Genomic DNA, 20,396 nt, shown 5'->3' on the forward strand with positions numbered 1-20,396 from the left:
GCATAGATGCTGCGGTCTAGGCCCCATGGACGGGTTCACGCCGACCCCACAGGCGTACACCCGGTGCCCGGTGCGAGCCAATGCCAATCAGCCAAAGGGGCCGCGTCCGCCACCGCCCGGGAAACCGCCTGGCGGAAGACCACCGCCGCCGCCCATACCGCCCATGCCCCGCATCATTTTGGACATGCCGCCTTTCTTGCCGACTTTCTTCATCATTTTGGACATCTGTTTGTGCTGTTTCAGCAGGCGATTGATGTCCTGAATCTGGGTGCCGGAGCCCATGGCGATGCGGCGCTTGCGCGAGCCGTTGATCTTGTCGGGGAAGTGGCGCTCGGCCGGTGTCATCGAATCAATAATGGAACCCATCTGTTTGAACTGCTTTTCAGCCCCTTGCATCTGATTGGCCGCCTGCCCCATCTGGCCCATGCCCGGCAGTTTATCGACCATGCCCATCAGGCCGCCCATGCTGTCCATCTGACGCAACTGATCGCGAAAATCGGCCAGATCAAAACCTTTACCCTTCTTGAGCTTCGCCGCCAGTTGCTCGGCCTTGTCTTTGTCGACCTTGCGCTCTACTTCTTCAATCAGGGAGAGCACGTCACCCATGTCGAGTATGCGCGAGGCAACCCGGTCCGGGTGAAAAGCTTCCAGCGCATCGGTCTTTTCACCCATGCCCATGAACTTAATTGGCTTGCCGGTAATGTGCCGCACAGAAAGGGCCGCACCGCCCCGGGCATCACCGTCGGCCTTGGACAGCACCACCCCGGTTAGCGGCAAAGCTTCATTGAAAGCCTTGGCGGTATTGGCCGCATCCTGACCGGTCATGGCATCGACCACGAACAGGGTTTCAATCGGGTTAATGGCCTTATGCAGCGCTTGAATCTCGACCATCATGGCTTCATCGATTGCCAGTCGACCCGCCGTATCGACCAGGACTACATCTACATACTGCTTGCGCGCCGCTGCGATGGCCGCTTCAGCGATGGCCACCGGTTTCTGGGACACATCACTCGGGAAAAACACCGCGCCGACTTCACTGGCGAGCGTTTCCAGCTGTTTAATAGCGGCAGGACGGTAAACGTCGGCCGAGACCACCATGACCTTTTTCTTGTCGCGCTCAATCAGGTAACGCGCCAGCTTGGCGACGGTGGTGGTTTTACCTGCCCCCTGCAGACCGGCCATCAGGATCACCGCCGGCGGCTGGGTGCTCAGATCCAGCGGCTCGCCCTGCTCACCCATCACCTGAACCAGTTCAGACTGGACAATCTTCAGGAACTGCTGGCCCGGGTTCAGGGCATTACTGACTTCCTGGCCGACGGCACGATCACGCACCCGGTCAATAAAGGCTTTAACCACTGGTAAAGCGACATCGGCTTCCAGCAAGGCCATGCGCACTTCGCGCAAGGTGGCCTTGATGTTGTCTTCCGTCAGCTTGGACTGACCGGAGATCTGTTTCAGCGTCTGGGACAGACGTTCGGACAGGCTTTTAAACATCATGACTTCCGTGCAAGTGAGAATCGGGGCAGTATAACAGTGCTGAGCGCCCGCCTCTATGCCAGCAATTTCTGACGCAGACCCGTTACAAGTCCGGTTGGGAATCGCTATCATTTGTGCGACACTCATCGCGTCCGGCACTGGCCGGGCTCAACACCACCCGACTCAAGGAACCTGAATGCTGATCTGGCTTGCCATCCTAGGATACTTATTCAGCGGCACCATTGCCCTGCGTGGTCTGTACCGGGTGGAACTACCGACACGTACCTGGGTTTTCTGGCCAGCCACCCTCGCCGTGCTGGCGCACCTGTCAACACTGGCTTCAGAAATCATTGTACTGGGCGCCCTGCAGATCAGCCTGAGTAATGCGGCCTCGGTCATTACCTTTTTTATCGTTATGGTGCTGCTGATCAGCGGCTGGTCCAAACCGCTGCACAGCTTCTTCGCGTTTGTTTTACCCGCTGCAGCCCTGATCATGGTGGTGGTAGCGCTAACACCCCAGGAGTTCGCACCACGGCTCTACCAGCCGGGAGTGGTATTGCATGTATTCCTGTCAATGCTCGCGTACAGCGTCATCACCATTGCGACCCTGATTGCCCTGCTGCTCGGCATCCAGAACCGGCAACTGCATGAACACCAGTTGAGTGGCCGGTTAAACCGCTTTCTGCCGCCCCTGCAGACGATGGAGCGCCTGTTGTTCGAATGGCTGATGATTGGCTTTATTCTGCTAACCGCCGCCATGATTTCCGGCGGTCTCTTTGTCGACAATCTGCTGACGCAGGATCTAGTACACAAAACTGTTCTGACGTTCGTCGCCTGGCTGTTTTTTGCAGCCCTGCTGTTTGGTCATTTCTACCTCGGCTGGCGCGGTGCGCTGGCTAGCCGCCTGACCGTCTTTGGTTTTATATTCCTGATGCTGGCTTTTTTTGGCTCCAAATTTGTTCTGGAATATCTGTTGCACCGGTATGGATAGGGATAAAATGTGCGCCAATTCCGGTTATTTCTTGACACTGAACCCCTCGCACCGCTAAAAAGCACTCTTATTTGGCAATTTAGGCTCTCCCACTTTGAACGATCTGCCCATAGGCCTGCTGTTTCTTATACTGGGTCTGCTGTTGTTATTCTCTGCGTTTTTCTCCAGTTCAGAGACCAGCATGTTGTCGCTGAACCGCTACCGTCTCAAACACCTCGCCAACGAAGGTAATCGGGGAGCCACCCGGGCCCGCCGCCTGCTCGATGCACCCGACCGACTGATCAGCGCCATTCTGATCGGAAATAACCTTGTGAACATCGCAGCGGCCTCGCTGGCAACCATTATTGCGCTTCGTCTGATGCCGGGTCATCCTGATCTGGCTCTTGGGGTTTCCACAATATTACTGACGCTGGTCATCCTGATTTTCTCAGAGGTAACGCCAAAGACCATGGCTCAGCGTTATCCTGAAGTGATTGCCTTCCCAGCCTCCTATGTCTTGCGACCCATTATGGTCGTTTTAAATCCTGCTATCTGGCTGGTTAACCTGATCGTTAAGTCCATTTTCTGGCTGATGCGTGTGGGTCATTCCCATGCTGGCCAGGAAGCCTTGTCGGCTGAAGAGCTCAAAACCATCGTAAACGAATCCGGTGACAGCTTGCCGGCCCAGCGCCAGAACATGCTGCTGGGCATTCTGGAGTTGGAAAACGTCAGTGTGAACGACATCATGGTGCCTCGTAACGAGGTCTCCGGCATCGATATGGAAAACGACATCGACACCATCGCCGACCAGATCCGTCGTACTGAATACACCCGCTTCCCGCTCTACAAAGGCGATCTGGATAAGGTTATCGGCATTATGCATATTCGCGATGCCGCTGAATTCCTATATGCCGATGAACCGAGCAAGGTCATGCTCACCAAAGCCGCCAAAGACCCTTATTTCGTGCCGGAAAACACCCCGCTGCATACTCAGCTACTGAATTTCCAGACACAACAGCTGCGCATGGGCCTGGTGGTCGATGAATACGGCGATATTCAGGGCCTGGTGACGCTGGAAGACTTGCTCGAAGAGATTGTCGGTGAGTTCACCACCGACTTTGCCAACAGCAGCAAGGAGATTCACCCCCAGCGGGATGGCTCCTACGTGATTGACGGCACCGCCAACATCCGAGAGATCAACCGGGCACTGGGCTGGGAACTGCCAATCGATGGCCCCAAAACCCTGAACGGCCTGATTCTGGAACACATCGAAGACATTCCCGATGCTAATCTGAGCATCAAAATAGACCGCTACCTGATCGAGATCCTCCAGATCCGGGACAACGCGGTCATAGCCGCGAGAACCCACGAGTTGCCCGCCAAGCGCAAGTAGATGTTTATTCGGTGCATGAGTTCGTGATGGCCGCAGGCTGCGGCCTATCCGGGGCTGGCGTAAAACCTGCCCATGGGGCCTAGACTTCCCCGGATAGGCACACCCGGAAGCCATCACTTACACAGTGGCTGTATTTAAGCTATTCAAAATATATCGTAAGGTTTAAAACCAGCTATCCTTTTCCTGCGTATCCAGTTGTACAAATACCGATAAAAAGGAAAGTGTGGCATGAAACGCTGGCTTGGAATCGCAATCATTAGCTTGGGGCTGGCCTCCTCTGCTTTGGCCGAAGACACCTCACCGGAACAGTTCCAGCCACTAATTACCCAGCAGCTGGGCGCGCTGCAAAACGGCGACGCTGATACCGCCTATGGCTTCGCTGATACGGGCATCAAACGTCAATTTGGCTCGCCTGATCGCTTCTACCAGATGGTACAGCAAAGCTACCGCCCCCTGATCGACTTCACCGTCATGCGGTTCGAAGAGGCACGGAATGGCGGTGATGCCTGGATTCAACCGATCTGGCTGCGAGACAGTGAGGGTGACGAATACATGGCCTACTACGCCATGCGCCTGAATAGTGAAGGCCAGTGGCGCATTGCCGGCGTGCAGCTAACCCCGTACCAAAGCCAGGCCTTTTAATGCCCGACTCCTTGATGACCCTCGCTAACCTTTTCAGGTAAACTGCGCCTCCTTAATTTTAGGGGCGCACTCTCTCCATGGCTTTGAATATTCGCATCATCCTGATCCAGACCTGGCATTCCGGAAACATTGGCGCGGCGGCGCGAGCGATGAAAAACATGGGCTTGTCAGATCTGGTGTTGGTGAATCCGGTTGATTTCCCAAGCGACGAAGCCTACAGCCGTGCTGGCCAGGCAACTGATGTGCTGGATCGTGCCCGCATTGTGCCCTCCCTTGTGGAGGCCATTGATGACTGCGTGCTGGTGGTTGGCACCAGCGCCCGTGATCGAAGTATCCGGCTGCCCGCCTACACCGCCGAACAATGTGCTGAAGAAGCGGTAACGTTGCAGCAGCAAGCGCCAGTGGCCATTATATTTGGCCGGGAGCGCATGGGCCTGCATAACGATGACATCCAACAGTGCCACGCCCAATTGAACATTGATGCCAATCCGGACTATCCGGTGCTCAATCTCAGTCAGGCAGTGCAGCTAGTTTGTTATGAGGTGTTCAAGGCAAGTCAGCGGCAACTTCAATTACCGCCAGTCAAAGACGAGTATCCGTTGAACGAGGATCTGAACCGGTTTTACGATCATCTGGCGCAGACGCTGGATGACATAGGTTTTATCAATACCAAAGCACCCGGCCAGGCGCTGGACCATCTCAAGGCCCTGTATCGACGAGCACGGCCTACGGCGAAGGAGTTACGCTTGTTACGCGGGGTGCTGAGCAAAGCCCAGGAAGCGGCAGAGAAACCCTGATAGTGAGTCGAAGTGATCAGAGTTTGGTTTCCACAAAGGAACGTTGGGCCAGAATTCTGGCCCGACATTTGGTTTAATCAGTCGCCTTTGATAACGCCACGGCGAATCTGATCTTCTTCAATTGATTCAAACAATGCCTTGAAATTACCCTCGCCAAAGCCATCATTACCCTTGCGCTGAATGATTTCAAAGAACACCGGTCCGATCACAGTATTGGTGAAAATCTGCAATAAAATACCGGAATCTTCCGGGGCTCCATCGATGAGGATGCGCAAATCACGCAGTTGGTCGACCGGCTCCTGGTGGCCCTTTACGCGCTCATCGATCTTATCGTAATAGGTATCCGGCGTTGACATGAATTTCATACCGCGATCACGCATGGTGCGTACGGTCTCATAGATGTCTGACGTCGCCAGGGCAATGTGCTGAATACCCTCGCCCTTGTATTCGCGAAGATACTCCTCGATCTGGGATTTATCATCACTCGATTCGTTAATTGGGATGCGAATCTTGCCACAGGGAGAGGTCATGGCTTTTGATACCAGACCCGTCAGCTTACCTTCAATATCGAAGTAACGAATCTCGCGAAAATTACCGATACGCTCGTAGAAGCTGGCCCAAACGCCCATGTTGCCGCGCTGAACGTTGTGCGTTAAGTGGTCAACATATTCCAGACCGACACTGTTCTCCGCTACTTTCTCTTCCCAGCCCGGATAGAACTCGAAATCGATATCGTATATTGACGAGTCGGCATAACGATCAACAAAATAAAGCGTGCTCTCGCCAATACCAAATACGCCCGGGATATTCAGCTCCATGGGGCCAATTTTACCGGTGAAGGGTTTGGCCCCAGACGCAACAGCTTGATCCATCGCCTTGGCGGCATTTTTTACGCGCCAGGCCATGCCATTCACGCTGGCACCGTGCTGGTGGGCAAAGTTCTCAGCATGGGAATTGGGTTCTGCGTTAACCACAAAATTAATATCGCCCTGGCGGTACAGCCAGACGTTTTTGTTCTTATGCTTGGCCACTTCAGTAAAGCCGAGGCCCCGAAACAGATCCTTCAGATTCTGAATGCCCTGAGCGTCTGGCGCGGTGTATTCGACAAATTCGAAACCGTCGGTGGCCAGCGGATTGGCGGTGCCTTGTACCTGCATATCGGTCATGGTGCGTATCTCCAGTTAAGACAAAATCTGTTTTTATTGTCAGCGCTACATCCGCATCGACGACGAGGAAGACGCGCGCTGTTTTAAGCTGGAGAAACTGTGAACCGACCCGGCGCAGAACGCCAGTGAGTGCCATCAGGTTAGTTGAAGTGCGGTGTCAGCCGATTCTGTAAAGTCTGGCGGACGTTTATTGCAGAGGTTAATAAATCTTTTTATATCAACAACTTACAGAGGCACTCCACCTCTACCACTCTGGTTGAATGGACGTTTTCTGATACAGAGTGCAAACCGGAGAAACGATCTTCAGGCTGCCAGCTTCACTCTGGTGTTATGAGTTAGAAATTCGTGCTGAATTAACTACTTAGAGTCGAAGGACTGTCGGGTGCGTCTACTGGGGGCCGTTAGACCGCATGGATGCGGTCTCCGAGTCTACATGGATGTATTTACGACGTGCCTCCAGTAGACGTACCCGATAGTCCGGTTGGCACTACAGAAAGTAGTCGCTACCAGGACATCTATCCTTCGAATTTCTAACTCATAACACCAGAGACCAACTCATCACTTCGCGTGTTTGCCGATACCGTATTCGCGCAGCTTGTTGGCAATGGCCGTGTGCGAGACACCGAGTTTTTTCCCCAGCTGCCGGCTGCTTGGATAGGCTGGATACAACCGCCGCAACAGGTCGGATTCGAAGCGTTTCATCGCTTCGTCGAGGGAGCCATCAAAGTTTTCTTCAGCATAGCCCCAACCGCTAGTAAAGCTCGGCAGTTGCAAGTGCTCGGGCTCGAGTATGTCTCCCTCAGCCAGGGAAACCGCCCGTAGCAGGGCGTTCTCCATCTGGCGGACATTTCCGGGCCAGGGATATTGCTGCAACGCATTCTGACAGGCTCTCGACAATTTGATGCGTCGCCGCTGGGGTTCGGCAAAACGGGCGATAAAGCGCTCGGCCATGGGCAGTACATCGGATTTTCGATCCCGCAACGGCGGGATATGCAGCGTTAAGACATTCAGGCGGTAATACAGATCTTCCCGGAACTCGCCCTTGTGGCCCATGTTCAGCAGATCTTTCTGGGTTGAACAGATGATGCGAACATCAGCCCGGTACTCTTTCTCGTCACCCACCCGCCGATAGGTACCATCCTGCAGCAAACGCAGAAACTTGCTTTGCAGCACTTTGGACATATCGCCAATTTCATCCAGAAAGACGGTACCGCCCTCCGACAATTCCAGGATGCCTTTTTTAGCCTGGGTCGCGCCTTCAAACGCGCCTGCGGCATACCCAAACAACTCACTTTCCGCGACGTTGTCCGGCAAGGCGGCACAGTTGAGCACCAAAAAGGGTTTGTCTTTGCGCAAGCTGTGCTGGTGGCAGGATTTGGCCAGCAACTCTTTCCCGGTACCGGTTTCGCCGGTAATTAACAGAGGTGCATCCAGCCCGGACATCCGCTTGGCCTGTCGAATAACGCGCTTCATCGACTGACTTTCGGCGATCAGCATCTCAAACTCACCGGTTTGCTGGTGATAGGCTGTCATCTGCCGGCCGAGACGCTCCGGCGACTTGAACGTAATAACGCCGCCTGCAAAGAGGGTTTCACCACTCTCAGGGCCCTCTCCGGGTAACCAGATTGGGTAGATATCTGCCAGGAAGGTACGCCCTTTTAACTGCATGTGGGTCGATTCGGTGGTGGGCTTTTTGCCACCCAGCCACTTGTTGAAATTAAAGCCCTTAACCCAGTTTTTAAGCAGCTTGTTGACCACATCGGCATCTGGCAATTGCAGGATATCCAGCGCCGCTTCATTGGCGATCACCACATAGCCTTTGCTGTCGATCGAGATCACTGGCTCAGGCAAGGTTTTCAGCAGGGTTCGCAATTCCTGCTGCTCACGCTCGGTGGGCATGTAAGGAATCATCGAGACATCGTGGATACCGGGAATCAGACGAATTTCAGGCATCAGATGCTGAAATTCGTCGAATTCGACGGTCGGGAAGTTTAAGTATATCTCACCGCTGGGATCGATCTCGATCCCACGCAGGTCAATCTGGTGATTCACCAGGATATCCAGCACCTCGGCACAGATACCAAGACGTTCTTCGCATTCAATTCTAAGCCGCATGCCGCTCTCCGTTATCTACCGTCTGTACGGTGATCTTGCCGGAGGCCTAAGCTGCCGCAGAAGCGGACTTTTGTCAACTGTTCTTTACAGGCTTATTAACTCACAAACGGAGGCCCTAACGGCGCCCCGTCACGGGTTTCACTGACCATTCACCAGCGCATCGGTTTTGGCCGCACTGATAAAATCGTTGCGATGCAGGCCTTTGATCTTATGGGTCCACCAGGTAACCGTGGTTTTACCCCACTCGGTAACAATCTCCGGGTGATGCCCCTCTGACTCAGCCAACTCCCCAACCTGGTTGGTAAAATCCAGAGCAGCGCGGAATGTTTTAAACTTAAAGCTGCGCTGCAACTGCAACATGCCGTCTCGGGTGATCGGCTGCCAGTCAGGAATATTCTTAATCAATTCCGCCAATTCATCGTCTGAAACCTGGGGCGCGCCAGCCCGGCAGGCCTCACAGTGTTCTGCTGCAAGAGTCATGTTATCTCCTTGTTAAATTTATCTAACTCAAGTTTCGGAGTTCGCACACTGCGAGCGGCGGATGCCGGTGGTGCCTCTGCGGGGTAGTCCGCAGCATGGATGCTGCGGTCTAGGCTCCATGGACGGATTCACGCCGACCCCGCAGTGGCATCATCGGTGGCCGACGCGGGCGATAGCCACCCTAGTACACTGAACTCCGAAACTTGAGACTAAGCCATAAATCGCAATTGGTTTACACCGCCTGTTTTTGCTCAAACCGCGGGGCAAACAAACCCAGCCGCTTCGCCTCCCGAACGGCTCCCATAATATCCAGACGGGCAATATCATAGAGTTGATCCACCGACTCCAGACAGTAGTAAACCGGTTGCATAATGTCGATGCGATAGGGGGTGCGCAATACAGAGACCAGGTCAAACGGCAACCGCTCGGGCACCTCGCTATTAAAGGCATAATCGGTTTCGCCCGGTGACGACAGTATCCCGCCACCGTAAATGGCCCGGTTATCACCCGATTGCAGCAAACCGAATTCGACCGTGAACCAGTACATTCTGGCCAGAAAAACCCGGTCTTCTTTCGAGGCTTTTAGCCCCAGTTCGCCATATAGCTGAGTAAAATCGGCAAAGGCCTGATGCGTCAGCATGGGGCAGTGTCCGAATATTTCGTGAAAGATGTCCGGCTCCTGCAGATAATCCAGCTCCTGTTCAGACCGGATAAAGGTTGCCACCGGAAACAGTCGGTTGGCCAGCAACCGGAAGAATTCGGAAAAATCGATCAGGGCCGGTACCGGCGCGGTCTTCCACCCGGTCGCCTTAGTCAGCACCGCATCAATTTCGGCCAACTGTGGCACCCGGTCTTCAGGCAGGTTCAGGTGATCCAGCCCATCCAGATATTCTTGGCAGGCCTTGCCGGGAATAGCTTTGTGCTGACGCCGGACCAGCCGTTGCCAGATCGAGTGCTCATCAGGTTGCCAGGCCACATGCCCCTGAGCATCGGGCTGATGCGCCACATAGCGGCTTGCCTTTGCCATTGTATGTACCCTTGTCATTTTTGTGTGTTCGGGATCGGGAATAACGACGTCGGTTAGCACCGGTCGCTACGACAATGTTTGAGGCATCTTTTGTACCTCCGAACCTGTCGGAACAACAATGGGTAAGGCATCGGCTGGGAGCTGAAAAATCGTCAACACTGGTGGACAAACTGTCCGCAGAGCCAGCAACGGACGCATGGAAGTGCAACCTTGCTGACTCGCAAAGGGGAGCGGTTTAAGCCGCTTGAACGCTCTGGAGGGAACTGAATTGAACATCCTGCCACAGCCCGGCAACCAGGTCGGACACTGGTCGATCCGGATACTGCTGCAGCCAGTCGACAATGGCCTCGGCAACGTTCGGGTAATTCACCAGTTGACGTTCTCCGGTGGCCAGAAAGTAAGCGATCGATGTGGCACTCAGCTCTGGCATCACCTGACCTAACCCCAATTGCTCTAGTGCAGCAGCATTGGAAGACTGTTCCATCTGCCCGTGCAGGGGTTTTACCAGTATCCGCTTGCCCAGAGCCAGCGCTTCACTGGTCAGCTCAAAACCCGCGTTACAAATCACCGAACCACACTGGTGCAGCGACGCTTTGAAGCCCTCGCGACTGAATCCACGAACCGTAACGTTACCGTACTGGCCCGGTGCCAGGTCACCACAATGCATGACAAAGCGATTGCGCTTAAGCGGCGCCAGGAGGTCGATAATCTGCTGGCTGTTCTCGAACGGCAGATAGATCAGGGCGGTGTCCAGATCGCCGGGTTCAGGTTGGCTGACTGGCTCGATGATGGGGGGGAGTATTTCACTGTTGAAGTGATGCCAGTGTACGCCCAGCCCGAGAGACACCGGCGCAAACCAGCGCATGATGGCCTCGGAGATAACTGAGTGCCCGGCCTTGGGAATATCGTGCGCAAAGGCATACTGGTGACCGATGCCAATACAGGGGATCCCACGGCGGCGGGCGGCCCAGGCGACCACGGGTTCAAAATCAGTCAACACCAGGTCGTAATGCTCCAGTGCCAGGGTGCGAATATCCCGCCACAGCTCACTCATGGAGGTTTCGTTCATGGTACGACGCATATCAATCTTGCCGTTGTGCACCTGGAAAGTCAGACCCCGAAAACAATGAAAATCACCGAAACGCTCCATATCGAACATTTTCTGGCGCTCACGACCGGAAAAGACCCAGTCGACCTCAATATTCCGGGACGCCATGGCATCCGCCATTGCCCGAGCACGGGTAATATGACCATTTCCAGTTCCCTGCACACCGTATAAAACTCTCATCACAGCCACCCCTGTGTTGCGAACAATCCAAACATGCCATAACCCACAAGGCTGCCAAGACAAGCTCCGACCAGGGTATCGGTCGGAAAATGCACACCCAGGAAAATCCGGGAGCTGGCAACCCCGATTGCCCAGATCAGTAAAAACGGCAATAACGCTAGTAACTGGCTGGCTACCAGCAACGTAAACAGGAACGCTCCGGAGGTATGTCCGGACGGAAAACTGAAGGTATCGGAAGGGATTATAAAACTGGTGAACTCGGCCAGCGCCTGCTGTGGGCGGTTGCGTCTGCAGGTATTTTTCAGCACCCAGTAAACACAACGCTCCAGACCAAAGGCCCAAAACGCCAGCGTTGCCAGAGCAAGACCGGTTTCGGGCTCAACCAGCGCATAACAGGCAAAAAACAACAGGTACATCCAGCCATCGGCTGTTTTGGAGACAGCGCGGCTCAGGGCGGTCAATTGTTCGCGTCGACGCCGGGCCATGCACCAGTTAAATGTCTGGATGTCGAGATGCTGAATCGTCTGCAACCATTTCATAATAAACCTCCATCGTTCAGAGACCTATTATTCAGTTTCAGATGTCAACTACCTGACATTTCCATGAACCTTCAATGACAACACCCTAAGGTGACTGCCATTGAACGCTTTTCGGCATCCGCTTTGCACTGACCTATCGGATCAGGCCGGTGGTAATTCGGCGGGTTTGAAGGTTGAGGTTTCAAAGGCGGTCTGTAGTTGTTCAACCCGGTGTCGCAGCGCGTGCCGGCTATAAGCTTTGGGTGGCACAGCACCCCATACCGGGTTGGGCCAGGCGGGATCATCCTGTTTGCGCATAACATGATGAATATGCAATTGCGGCACCACGTTGCCGAGGGCCGCGATGTTCATTTTATCGCCTTCGTAGGTGGCCATCAGCCGCTCGGCGACAAAGGAACTTTCCCAGATCAGTTGTTCCTGATCGTCGACATCCAGTTGGTAGACCTCGCTGACATCTTCCCGCTGCGGTACCAGGATCAACCAGGGGTAATTGGCATCTTTCATCAGCAGAATGCGGCTGACCATCAGCGAGCCCACTTCCACGCAATCATTTTGCAGCCGATAATCCAGTTCAAACATGTTGTGATCCTCCGACCGCGCATTCTACCCCAAGGGAGTCGGTGGCGGCTAACCTTGGACGCTGGCTTTCTAGCTCTATAATATCTCCACTTTTTTTGGAAACCGATTATGCCGACCGTTGCATGGCACACTCACTGGGCCGGTGATACCTCGGCCCAACAGAATCCGTTCCTGCGGGCTTCATTTTTATCGACCATTGAGCAAACCGGTGTCTGCAGCGAAGGCTCTGGCTGGCAGCCCGAGCACTTAAGCCTCAACGACGGCAACCAGACCCTGTGGATGCCGCTGTACGCCAAAACGCATTCCTGGGGAGAGTATGTGTTCGACTGGTCCTGGGCACATGCTTATGAGCAACACGGTCTGCCCTACTACCCTAAGCTGGTTGCGGCAATTCCCTATACACCATCGTTGGGGCCGCGCACGTCCCAACCGCTGTCCGCAGGCCAGGCGACGACACTGGCGAGCGCCATTGAAGACAGAGTGCGGGAACAGGCTTACAGCGGCGCCCATTTGCTGTTTCCGGACGGCGACACAGCTGGGCTCTGGCGCCAGACTGGCTGGGCTGAACGCTGTGATGTCCAGTTCCACTGGAAAAACCGCAATTACCGGGATTTCGACGACTTTCTAGACCGCTTCAGTTCTCGCAAGCGCAAGAACACCCGCAAGGAACGGCGCTCCATTGCCGAACAGGGGCTTAACTTGCGTTGCTTTGAAGGTACTGACATCAACCCCGAGATACTGCACCAGTTTTACGTTTTTTATCACGCGACCTATTTAAAACGAGGACGTCAGGGCTATCTTAACCGCGCATTCTTTGACCAATTACGGGCCCAACAACCCGAAACTCTGGTGCTGTTCATGGCTTTTGAGGGTAATGAGGCGGTTGCCGGTGCGCTCTGCTTCCGCGACGATACCACTCTTTACGGTCGTTACTGGGGATGCCTGGCCGAATACAACAATCTGCACTTTGAAACCTGCTATTACCAGGGCATCGACTATTGCATTCGTCACGGGCTGCAGCGTTTCGACCCGGGCACTCAGGGCGAGCACAAGGTCGCACGGGGCTTCGAGCCGACGCTGACCCATTCTTTCCACTGGCTGGCTCACCCTGATTTCAGAGACGCGGTGCAACGCTTTTGTGACGAAGAGGCAGAGATGGTGGCACACTATCGCCAGCAAATGATTGAAGCCCTGCCCTTTAAAGCCACTGCGGATGGAGAACAACCATGAAGTATCTGCACACCATGATTCGCATCACCGACCTCGACGCCTCACTGCATTTTTACTGCGACCTGCTCGGCCTTCAGGAAATTCGCCGCAAAGAGGTCCCGGCCGGCAAGTTCACTCTGGTATTTCTGGCCACAGAGCCCGGCGAGCCGGAAGTAGAACTGACTTACAACTGGGAGCCGGATGAAGTGCTCGGGGGCGGCCGGAACTTTGGCCACCTGGCCTACCGGGTCGATGATATTTACGCCCTGTGCCAGCATCTGCAGGACAACGGCGTGGCAATTTTGCGCCCGCCCCGCGATGGCCACATGGCCTTCGTGCGCAGTCCGGACAACATCTCGATAGAGTTATTGCAAAAAGGCGACGCCCTACCCAGTCAGGAACCCTGGGCGTCAATGCCCAACCAGGGCGAGTGGTAGCCTGTCGGCTTGGCGCCAGGGGTACGTGTCAGGCACCGGGTAACCCTATCTGGGGTCGGCGTGAACCCATCCATGGGGCCTCGACCGCAGCATCCATGCTGCGGACTTCCCCAGATAGGGTTACCCGGCACCTGACACTTAGTTGGTTGCCAGCACTAAAACTTGGGTTCGCAGCAGTCTAGTGATGGGTGGCCGGGTTGCTCTTGCGGGGATATCTGAGGCATGGACTAAAACGTCGGGAGCGTTTTAGCATGAGCGCAGCGAGCCCGTAGGGTGAATCCCAGGGATGGGATTCATATCCCGAAGTTAAGCCTACACGGACGTATTCACGGGGACCCCGCAAGAGCAGCCCGGCCATCCGTCACGGGTTCATGGTACAAAGCCAAGTTGAACTCCGAAACTTGAGCTTGTAACTACACCTTCACCACTACACCTTCAGGCCTATTGTCCCTACAATACGCGGCCAACACTCATTGCAACCCAGAGATCTCCAATGCGCGCAAGCAAGTACCTGATCGCCACCGTCAAGGAAACCCCGGCCGATGCCGTTGTTGTCAGCCACAAACTGATGCTGCGGGCTGGCATGATCCGCAAGCTAGCCTCGGGCCTGTACACCTGGTTGCCGACTGGCTTGCGGGTATTGCGCAAAGTCGAACGCATCGTGCGCGAGGAAATGGACCGCTCCGGGGCTCAGGAAGTGTTGATGCCTTCCATCCAGCCGGCTGAACTGTGGCGGGAGAGTGGTCGTTTTGACGCCATGGACGGCCTGATGTTGCGCATGAAAGACCGCCATGAGCGGGACTTTGTGTTCGGCCCTACCCATGAAGAAGTCATTACCGACATCGCCCGCAATGAACTGACCAGCTACAAGCAATTGCCGGTCAATTTCTATCAGATTCAGACCAAGTTTCGCGATGAATTCAGGCCTCGTTTTGGCGTGATGCGCGCCCGCGAATTCATCATGAAAGACGCTTACTCCTTTCACATCGAGCCGGAGTCACTGCAAGCCGAATACGACAACATGTACGCCACCTATTGCCGGGTGTTCGACCGCCTGGGTCTCGACTACCGCCCGGTACTGGCCGATTCCGGCGCCATGGGCGGCGCGGCGTCTCATGAATTCCAGGTACTGGCCGACTCCGGCGAAGACTACATCGCCTTTTCTGACAGCAGCGATTTTGCCGCCAACATCGAGATGGCCGAAGCGCTGATGCCAACCGAACCAAGACCTACGCCGACCGAAGACCTGCGCAAAGTCGACACACCGGATGCCAAAACCATCGAGCAATTGGTAACCCAGCATAACTTGCCGATCGAAAAGACCATCAAGACGCTGATCGTTGAAGCTGAGGAACACATCGAAGGCGGCCTGATCGCCCTGCTGATTCGCGGTGACCATGAATTGAATGAGATCAAGGCCGAGAAACAGCCCGGCGTTAAGGCCCCCCTGACCATGGCAGATGAAGCGGCGATTCGCGCGGCCGTTGGTGCCGGACCTGGCTCTCTCGGACCGGTCGGCCTGCCGATTCCGATGATCATAGACCGGGCCGTCAGCATCATGGCCGACTTTGGCGCTGGCGCCAATGAAGACAACAAACACTGGTTCGGCATTAACTGGGAGCGCGATGTAGCCCTGCCGCACATCGCAGACCTACGCAGCGTTGTCGAAGGCGACCCGAGCCCGGATGGCAAAGGCACCCTGCTGATCAAGAAAGGCATCGAAGTAGGCCACATTTTTCAGCTGGGCAACAAATACGCCAAAGCGTTGAACGCTACCGTGCTCGATCAGAACGGCAAGAGCCAGATCATGAACATGGGCTGCTATGGCATCGGCGTCAGCCGGATCGTCGCTGCGGCTATCGAACAGAACCACGATGACAATGGCATTATCTGGCCCAACGCCCTGGCGCCGTTCCAGGTCGGCATTGTGCCGCTTAATGCCCACAAAACACCTGAAGTCATGGAAGTGGCCGAGCAACTCTATGCCGACCTGCAAGCTGCCGGTGTTGAGGTGTTACTGGATGACCGCGACAAAAAAACCAGTCCGGGCGTCAAGTTCGCCGATATGGAATTGATGGGCATTCCACACCGCCTGGTGGTCAGTGACCGCGGCCTGGCCGAGGGCGAACTGGAATATAAGGCGCGAGGTGCCGAAGACAAAATAGTGCTTAAAAAAGACGATGCCATTGCTCACATTCTAACCAGCCTGGGACGTTAAAGATCAGGAATGGCCCCGCGTTATTTTACAGACACGCGGCCGCCGACTAAGCTGACAGCAGGGTGAATCGCAATCGCACCACCCAAAAACTCAGGGGTTACCGCTTAGGCGGAGCCCCCGTGTTAGTCTGTAAGGAGAAGCCAAACATGAAACAGGAATCCCTCACCGTAGCTGACTGCATGTCACCGGCCCGGGTCACCATTCCGGCAACCGCCACCGTCACTGAAGCCGTTCAGAAACTGTTAAAACACAAGATGCTGGGCAGTGCGGTGGTTGACGATCAGCATAATCTGGTTGGCTACATTTCCGAGCAGGATTGCCTGAAACACCTGATCACCGACAGCTATTTCCGGGAAAACACCACCCTGGTCTCAGACATCATGCGCCACGATGTACTGACTATGTCGGGCGACATGAGCGTCATCGACCTGGCCCAGATCATGACCCAGGACAAACCGAAGAAATACCCGGTAACCGATCACCGCAAACTCATCGGTGAAATCACCCGAACCGATGTCCTCGCTGCCCTGCTGCGGCTAAGAGTCTGGCATAAAGAAACGGCGTAACTGCACGAGTTAGAAGCTCAAATATCGGAGTTCGCTGAGATGATTAGCGGCGGGTACCGGGGGTGCCCCTGTGGGGTAGTCCGCAGCAGGGACTAAAACGCCAGGAGCGTTTTAGCATGAGCAAAGCGAGCCCGGAGGGTGAATCCCATGGATGGGATTCATATCCTGCGGTCTAGGCTCCATGGATGGATTCACGCCGACCCCACAGGAGCGCCCGCGGTGACCGGTGCGGGCCAAAGCCACTCAGCCGTCCCGAACTCCGATATTTGAGTTTCTGACTAATGGCACCACACCGAATTTAACCACCAGTAATTTACACTCTGGCGCCAACTGACCTCGAATTTGGTGGGTATTTCGTTAGAATACCCTCCGTCGTTGTCGCCAAGTGTCCCAGTTCATGATTCCACGCCTGAAAGATGTTTCACCTGTCCAGAGCCATTACCTTGCTTTTATCGATGCCCTGCGCAAAACCGGGTTCGAGGGCGAGCTGAACCCGGATTACGCCAACCGCACCGTTCTGGCGACAGATAACTCCATTTATCAGGTCTTGCCTCAGGCCGTAATCTACCCGCGCCATCGCGAGGATCTGCAACGCCTGACCCGACTGATCAGCCAATCCGAATGGCACAGCATTGTCATCAGCCCGCGCGGCGGCGGTACTGGCACCAATGGCCAGTCGCTGACCGATGGCATCGTGGTCGACCTGTCGCGCCATATGAACCGGATTCTGGAAATCAACGCTGAAGAAGGCTGGGTGCGAGTCGAAGGCGGCGTGGTTAAAGATCAGCTAAACGCCGCGCTGAAGATTCACGGCCTGTTTTTCGCACCAGAACTGTCGACCAGCAACCGGGCCACTATCGGCGGTATGATAAACACCGACGCCAGTGGCCAGGGTTCGGTTATGTACGGCAAAACCCGCGATCATGTTCTAAACCTAAGCACCGTGCTGCTGGATGGCACCCTGCTCGACACCGGGCCGATAGACGAAGCGGCCCTCCTAGAAGCCAAGACACAGTCTGGCCTGGCCGGGCAGATCCATCAGACCGTCGACGATATTCATCAGCGCCGCCAGCAGGACATCGTGGCCCGCTTTCCGAAACTGAATCGCTGCCTGACCGGTTACGACCTGGCTCATATTCGCGACGAACAGGGCCGATTCAATCTGAACAACATTCTTTGTGGCTCGGAAGGCACACTCGGTTTCATTGTCGAAGCCCGGCTAAACGTGTTGCGGATTCCCAAGGTCTCAGCGCTGGTCAACGTACGCTACAACAGTTTTGAAACCTCCCTGCGCGATGCCCAGACGTTGATGGAGGCTCAGCCCACATCCATTGAAACCGTGGACAGCCGCGTGCTGGAGCTGGCCAAAGGGGATATCGTCTGGAACAACGTGGCTGAATATTTCCCTTCCGCCGAGGGCGAAGTGGTTAACGGCCTCAACCTGGTCGAGTTCACAGCCGACGACGATGCCACCCTAAAGGCTGGCGTCAAACGTCTTACTGACTCCCTCGATGCACTGCAGGGCCAACCCGGCAAGTGCAATGGATACTCAGTGGCCTGGGGCAATGCCGCGGTCAACCAAATCTGGGGCATGCGCAAGAAATCGGTTGGGTTGCTGGGCAATGCCCAGGGCGAAGCCCGGCCGGTTCCCTTCGTTGAAGACACGGCGGTGCCACCGGAACATCTGGCCGATTTCATCATGGCGTTTCGCAAAGTCCTGGACGACGAGGGCCTGACCTACGGCATGTTCGGCCACGTTGATGCTGGCGTATTACATGTGCGACCCGCATTGGACATGAAAGATCCGGAACAGGTCAAAACGGTGCGTCGGGTTACCGATGCCGTGGTCGAGCTGGTTCAGCAATACGGTGGTCTGCTCTGGGGTGAACACGGCAAGGGGGTGCGTTCCGAGTTTGCACCGGCGTTTTTTGGCGACCTCTACCCGGAATTGCAGGCCATCAAACGAGCCTTCGACCCTCACAACCAACTCAACCCGGGGAAAATCGCCACAGCGGCACCGGAACTCAAGTTGCTGGCGATTGATGCGGTAAAAATGCGCGGAGACTACGATCGTACCGTCCCGGTTGAAAGCTGGTCGTATCAGTCGGAAGCCATGTACTGCAACGGTAATGGCGCCTGCTACAACTACGACCCGAATGATGCCATGTGCCCTTCCTGGAAAGGCACACGGGAACGCAAACATTCACCCAAAGGTCGCGCGTCACTGATTCGCGAATGGGCGCGGTTGCTCGGTGAGCAGGGGCAAAATACCCAGGCCCTGGCAATGGCCGAGGCGCGGCGTGTGCCCTTACTGCACTGGATCCCCCGTGCCTGGAATACCTGGCGCCGCGAACGCGGCGACTACGACTTCAGCAACGAAGTCTACGACTCGATGGCAGGCTGCCTGGCTTGTAAATCCTGCACCGGTCAGTGCCCGATCAAGGTCGATGTCCCTGAATTCCGCGCCAAGTTTTTGCATTTGTATTACGGGCGCTATTTGCGCCCGCTGAAAGACTATTTCATTGGAACCCTGGAATTCGTTATTCCCTGGTTGGCCAAACGCCCTTTCAAATGGCTCTACAATGGGTTGATGTCAGCAAAACCGGTACAGTGGTTTCTGGAGCATGGCGCAGGCATGGTCGACAGCCCACGCATCCACCGTCACCAACTCGGCACTTTGATGCACAGGCTTGGCATCGACTGGGCAGAGGCAGACATTCTTCAGGGATTGCCCGCGGCCGAGCGCGAGCGGTCCGTCGTCATCGTACAGGATGCTTTTTCCAGCTTTTTCGATACCGATACCGTCGCCGATATTCTGCGCTGCCTGCAGCAACTGGGCTTTAAAGTGTGGGTCATGCCCTATCGGGCCAATGGCAAGCCGTTGCATGTTCATGGTTTTCTGAAAACCTTTACCTGGGTGGCCAAACGCCGTCAGAAAGACTTTTCGGAACTGGCAAAAAGCGGCATTCCATTGGTGGGTATCGATCCGTCGATGACCCTGGCCTATCGCTCGGAATACGTCAAATATCTGGACGGCAAGGTTACTCCAGTACTACTACTGCAGGAATTTTTGGGTCAACGACTGGAGCAACTTGAATCACAACAGGGCCGTTTCAAGTCAGGCGCCGTTAAGCTACTCGGCCATTGCACTGAAAAGACAAACGCCGCAGCCAGTATGAAGGACTGGCAGGCGGTCTTCACCGCACTGGGGCTAACGCTCGAACATGAGGCAGTAGGCTGCTGCGGCATGGCCGGTACCTACGGTCATGAGACGCGCAACAAAGATACCTCGGCAAAAATTTACGATCTTTCCTGGCGCGCCTTACTCGACAGTCAGCCCGCAGACCAATGGGTAGCCACCGGTTACTCCTGTCGCAGCCAGGCTCAACGTCAGCAGGGCGTCACCTTGAAGCACCCGCTGCAGTATCTGGCCGGTCGGTTTACTGGATAACAGTCTCCCCGAAAACGGGGGTGATCTCCAGCAAACACACCAG

17 protein-coding genes are annotated in these 20,396 nt (G+C 55.2%); 9 read left to right on the top strand and 8 right to left on the bottom strand.

Annotated features, from left to right (window positions below):
- Nucleotides 1–87 precede the first annotated feature (87 nt).
- Entirely contained in the window at nt 88–1,494 is a 1,407-nt protein-coding gene (gene ffh, locus WEB54_RS04970) for a signal recognition particle protein (RefSeq protein ID WP_368053859.1), read from the bottom strand.
- Between the two features lie 178 nt (nt 1,495–1,672).
- On the opposite strand from ffh, the gene WEB54_RS04975 reads away from it, so the two are divergent.
- The 4 genes from WEB54_RS04975 to WEB54_RS04990 all read left to right on the top strand — a co-directional run bounded on the left by WEB54_RS04975 (nt 1,673) and on the right by WEB54_RS04990 (nt 5,278).
- Nucleotides 1,673–2,467: an inner membrane protein YpjD gene (locus tag WEB54_RS04975; protein ID WP_368053809.1), complete on the top strand. Its 795-nt coding sequence runs from the start codon at nt 1,673–1,675 to the stop codon at nt 2,465–2,467.
- Between the two features lie 94 nt (nt 2,468–2,561).
- Complete coding sequence (locus tag WEB54_RS04980; RefSeq protein WP_368053811.1) at nt 2,562–3,839, top strand: HlyC/CorC family transporter; 1,278 nt, start codon at nt 2,562–2,564, stop codon at nt 3,837–3,839.
- Between the two features lie 228 nt (nt 3,840–4,067).
- Complete coding sequence (locus tag WEB54_RS04985) at nt 4,068–4,481, top strand: DUF4864 domain-containing protein (protein ID WP_368053812.1); 414 nt, start codon at nt 4,068–4,070, stop codon at nt 4,479–4,481.
- Between the two features lie 77 nt (nt 4,482–4,558).
- Nucleotides 4,559–5,278 carry an RNA methyltransferase gene (locus WEB54_RS04990; protein WP_368053814.1) on the top strand — a complete coding sequence of 240 codons (720 nt, stop codon included), beginning with the start codon at nt 4,559–4,561 and terminating at the stop codon, nt 5,276–5,278.
- A 77-nt stretch (nt 5,279–5,355) separates the two neighbouring features.
- Here WEB54_RS04990 and hppD read toward each other — a convergent pair whose 3' ends face one another.
- The 7 genes from hppD to WEB54_RS05025 form a co-directional block, all read right to left on the bottom strand.
- Nucleotides 5,356–6,444, bottom strand: a complete 1,089-nt coding sequence (gene hppD, locus WEB54_RS04995) for a 4-hydroxyphenylpyruvate dioxygenase (protein ID WP_368053816.1) — start codon at nt 6,442–6,444, stop codon at nt 5,356–5,358.
- A gap of 558 nt (nt 6,445–7,002) precedes the next feature.
- Nucleotides 7,003–8,559 (bottom strand): transcriptional regulator TyrR, encoded by a 1,557-nt coding sequence (gene tyrR, locus WEB54_RS05000; protein ID WP_368053818.1) that lies wholly within the window; start codon nt 8,557–8,559, stop codon nt 7,003–7,005.
- Nucleotides 8,560–8,697: 138 nt separating this feature from the next.
- Nucleotides 8,698–9,039, bottom strand: a complete 342-nt coding sequence (locus WEB54_RS05005) for a 4a-hydroxytetrahydrobiopterin dehydratase (RefSeq protein WP_368053820.1) — start codon at nt 9,037–9,039, stop codon at nt 8,698–8,700.
- A gap of 232 nt (nt 9,040–9,271) precedes the next feature.
- Nucleotides 9,272–10,066 (bottom strand): phenylalanine 4-monooxygenase, encoded by a 795-nt coding sequence (phhA, locus tag WEB54_RS05010; RefSeq protein WP_368053821.1) that lies wholly within the window; start codon nt 10,064–10,066, stop codon nt 9,272–9,274.
- Nucleotides 10,067–10,301: 235 nt separating this feature from the next.
- On the bottom strand, nt 10,302–11,354 hold the full coding sequence (locus WEB54_RS05015) for an MJ1255/VC2487 family glycosyltransferase (protein WP_368053823.1): 1,053 nt from the start codon (nt 11,352–11,354) through the stop codon (nt 10,302–10,304).
- On the bottom strand, nt 11,354–11,893 hold the full coding sequence (locus WEB54_RS05020; protein ID WP_368053825.1) for a phosphatase PAP2 family protein: 540 nt from the start codon (nt 11,891–11,893) through the stop codon (nt 11,354–11,356). The genes WEB54_RS05015 and WEB54_RS05020 overlap by 1 nt, the downstream gene beginning before the upstream one ends.
- Nucleotides 11,894–12,034: 141 nt before the next feature.
- Nucleotides 12,035–12,472, bottom strand: coding sequence for an HIT domain-containing protein (locus WEB54_RS05025; RefSeq protein WP_368053827.1), 438 nt, complete (start codon nt 12,470–12,472; stop codon nt 12,035–12,037).
- A 108-nt stretch (nt 12,473–12,580) separates the two neighbouring features.
- Here WEB54_RS05025 and WEB54_RS05030 point away from each other — a divergent pair, with 108 nt between their 5' ends.
- The 5 genes from WEB54_RS05030 to WEB54_RS05050 all read left to right on the top strand — a co-directional run bounded on the left by WEB54_RS05030 (nt 12,581) and on the right by WEB54_RS05050 (nt 20,353).
- Complete coding sequence (locus WEB54_RS05030; protein WP_368053829.1) at nt 12,581–13,702, top strand: GNAT family N-acetyltransferase; 1,122 nt, start codon at nt 12,581–12,583, stop codon at nt 13,700–13,702.
- Entirely contained in the window at nt 13,699–14,118 is a 420-nt protein-coding gene (locus WEB54_RS05035) for a VOC family protein (protein ID WP_368053831.1), read from the top strand. Before WEB54_RS05030 ends, WEB54_RS05035 begins: the two co-directional genes overlap by 4 nt.
- A 493-nt stretch (nt 14,119–14,611) precedes the next feature.
- Nucleotides 14,612–16,336: a proline--tRNA ligase gene (locus WEB54_RS05040; RefSeq protein WP_368053833.1), complete on the top strand. Its 1,725-nt coding sequence runs from the start codon at nt 14,612–14,614 to the stop codon at nt 16,334–16,336.
- A 146-nt stretch (nt 16,337–16,482) separates the two neighbouring features.
- The gene (locus WEB54_RS05045; RefSeq protein WP_368053835.1) at nt 16,483–16,902 is read left to right on the top strand and encodes a CBS domain-containing protein; all 420 of its coding nucleotides are present in this window, start codon (nt 16,483–16,485) and stop codon (nt 16,900–16,902) included.
- A gap of 397 nt (nt 16,903–17,299) precedes the next feature.
- Nucleotides 17,300–20,353, top strand: coding sequence for an FAD-binding and (Fe-S)-binding domain-containing protein (locus WEB54_RS05050; protein WP_368053837.1), 3,054 nt, complete (start codon nt 17,300–17,302; stop codon nt 20,351–20,353).
- Nucleotides 20,354–20,396: the final 43 nt, after the last annotated feature.

Source organism: Saccharospirillum sp., assembly GCF_040881935.1.
GTDB lineage: Bacteria > Pseudomonadota > Gammaproteobacteria > Pseudomonadales > Natronospirillaceae > Saccharospirillum.

What these genes read in the sequence shown, in the direction of transcription:
- WEB54_RS04990 (WP_368053814.1), top strand. Translation starts at nt 4,559, where the DNA reads ATGGCTTTGAATATTCGCATCATCCTGATCCAGACCTGGCATTCCGGA.
- WEB54_RS05035 (WP_368053831.1), top strand. Translation starts at nt 13,699, where the DNA reads ATGAAGTATCTGCACACCATGATTCGCATCACCGACCTCGACGCCTCA.
- WEB54_RS05015 (WP_368053823.1), bottom strand. Translation starts at nt 11,354, where the DNA reads ATGAGAGTTTTATACGGTGTGCAGGGAACTGGAAATGGTCATATTACC.
- hppD (WP_368053816.1), bottom strand. Translation starts at nt 6,444, where the DNA reads ATGACCGATATGCAGGTACAAGGCACCGCCAATCCGCTGGCCACCGAC.
- WEB54_RS05025 (WP_368053827.1), bottom strand. Translation starts at nt 12,472, where the DNA reads ATGTTTGAACTGGATTATCGGCTGCAAAATGATTGCGTGGAAGTGGGC.
- WEB54_RS04975 (WP_368053809.1), top strand. Translation starts at nt 1,673, where the DNA reads ATGCTGATCTGGCTTGCCATCCTAGGATACTTATTCAGCGGCACCATT.
- WEB54_RS05005 (WP_368053820.1), bottom strand. Translation starts at nt 9,039, where the DNA reads ATGACTCTTGCAGCAGAACACTGTGAGGCCTGCCGGGCTGGCGCGCCC.
- ffh (WP_368053859.1), bottom strand. Translation starts at nt 1,494, where the DNA reads ATGTTTAAAAGCCTGTCCGAACGTCTGTCCCAGACGCTGAAACAGATC.
- WEB54_RS05050 (WP_368053837.1), top strand. Translation starts at nt 17,300, where the DNA reads ATGATTCCACGCCTGAAAGATGTTTCACCTGTCCAGAGCCATTACCTT.
- WEB54_RS05030 (WP_368053829.1), top strand. Translation starts at nt 12,581, where the DNA reads ATGCCGACCGTTGCATGGCACACTCACTGGGCCGGTGATACCTCGGCC.
- phhA (WP_368053821.1), bottom strand. Translation starts at nt 10,066, where the DNA reads ATGGCAAAGGCAAGCCGCTATGTGGCGCATCAGCCCGATGCTCAGGGG.
- tyrR (WP_368053818.1), bottom strand. Translation starts at nt 8,559, where the DNA reads ATGCGGCTTAGAATTGAATGCGAAGAACGTCTTGGTATCTGTGCCGAG.
- WEB54_RS05045 (WP_368053835.1), top strand. Translation starts at nt 16,483, where the DNA reads ATGAAACAGGAATCCCTCACCGTAGCTGACTGCATGTCACCGGCCCGG.
- WEB54_RS05040 (WP_368053833.1), top strand. Translation starts at nt 14,612, where the DNA reads ATGCGCGCAAGCAAGTACCTGATCGCCACCGTCAAGGAAACCCCGGCC.
- WEB54_RS05020 (WP_368053825.1), bottom strand. Translation starts at nt 11,893, where the DNA reads ATGAAATGGTTGCAGACGATTCAGCATCTCGACATCCAGACATTTAAC.
- WEB54_RS04985 (WP_368053812.1), top strand. Translation starts at nt 4,068, where the DNA reads ATGAAACGCTGGCTTGGAATCGCAATCATTAGCTTGGGGCTGGCCTCC.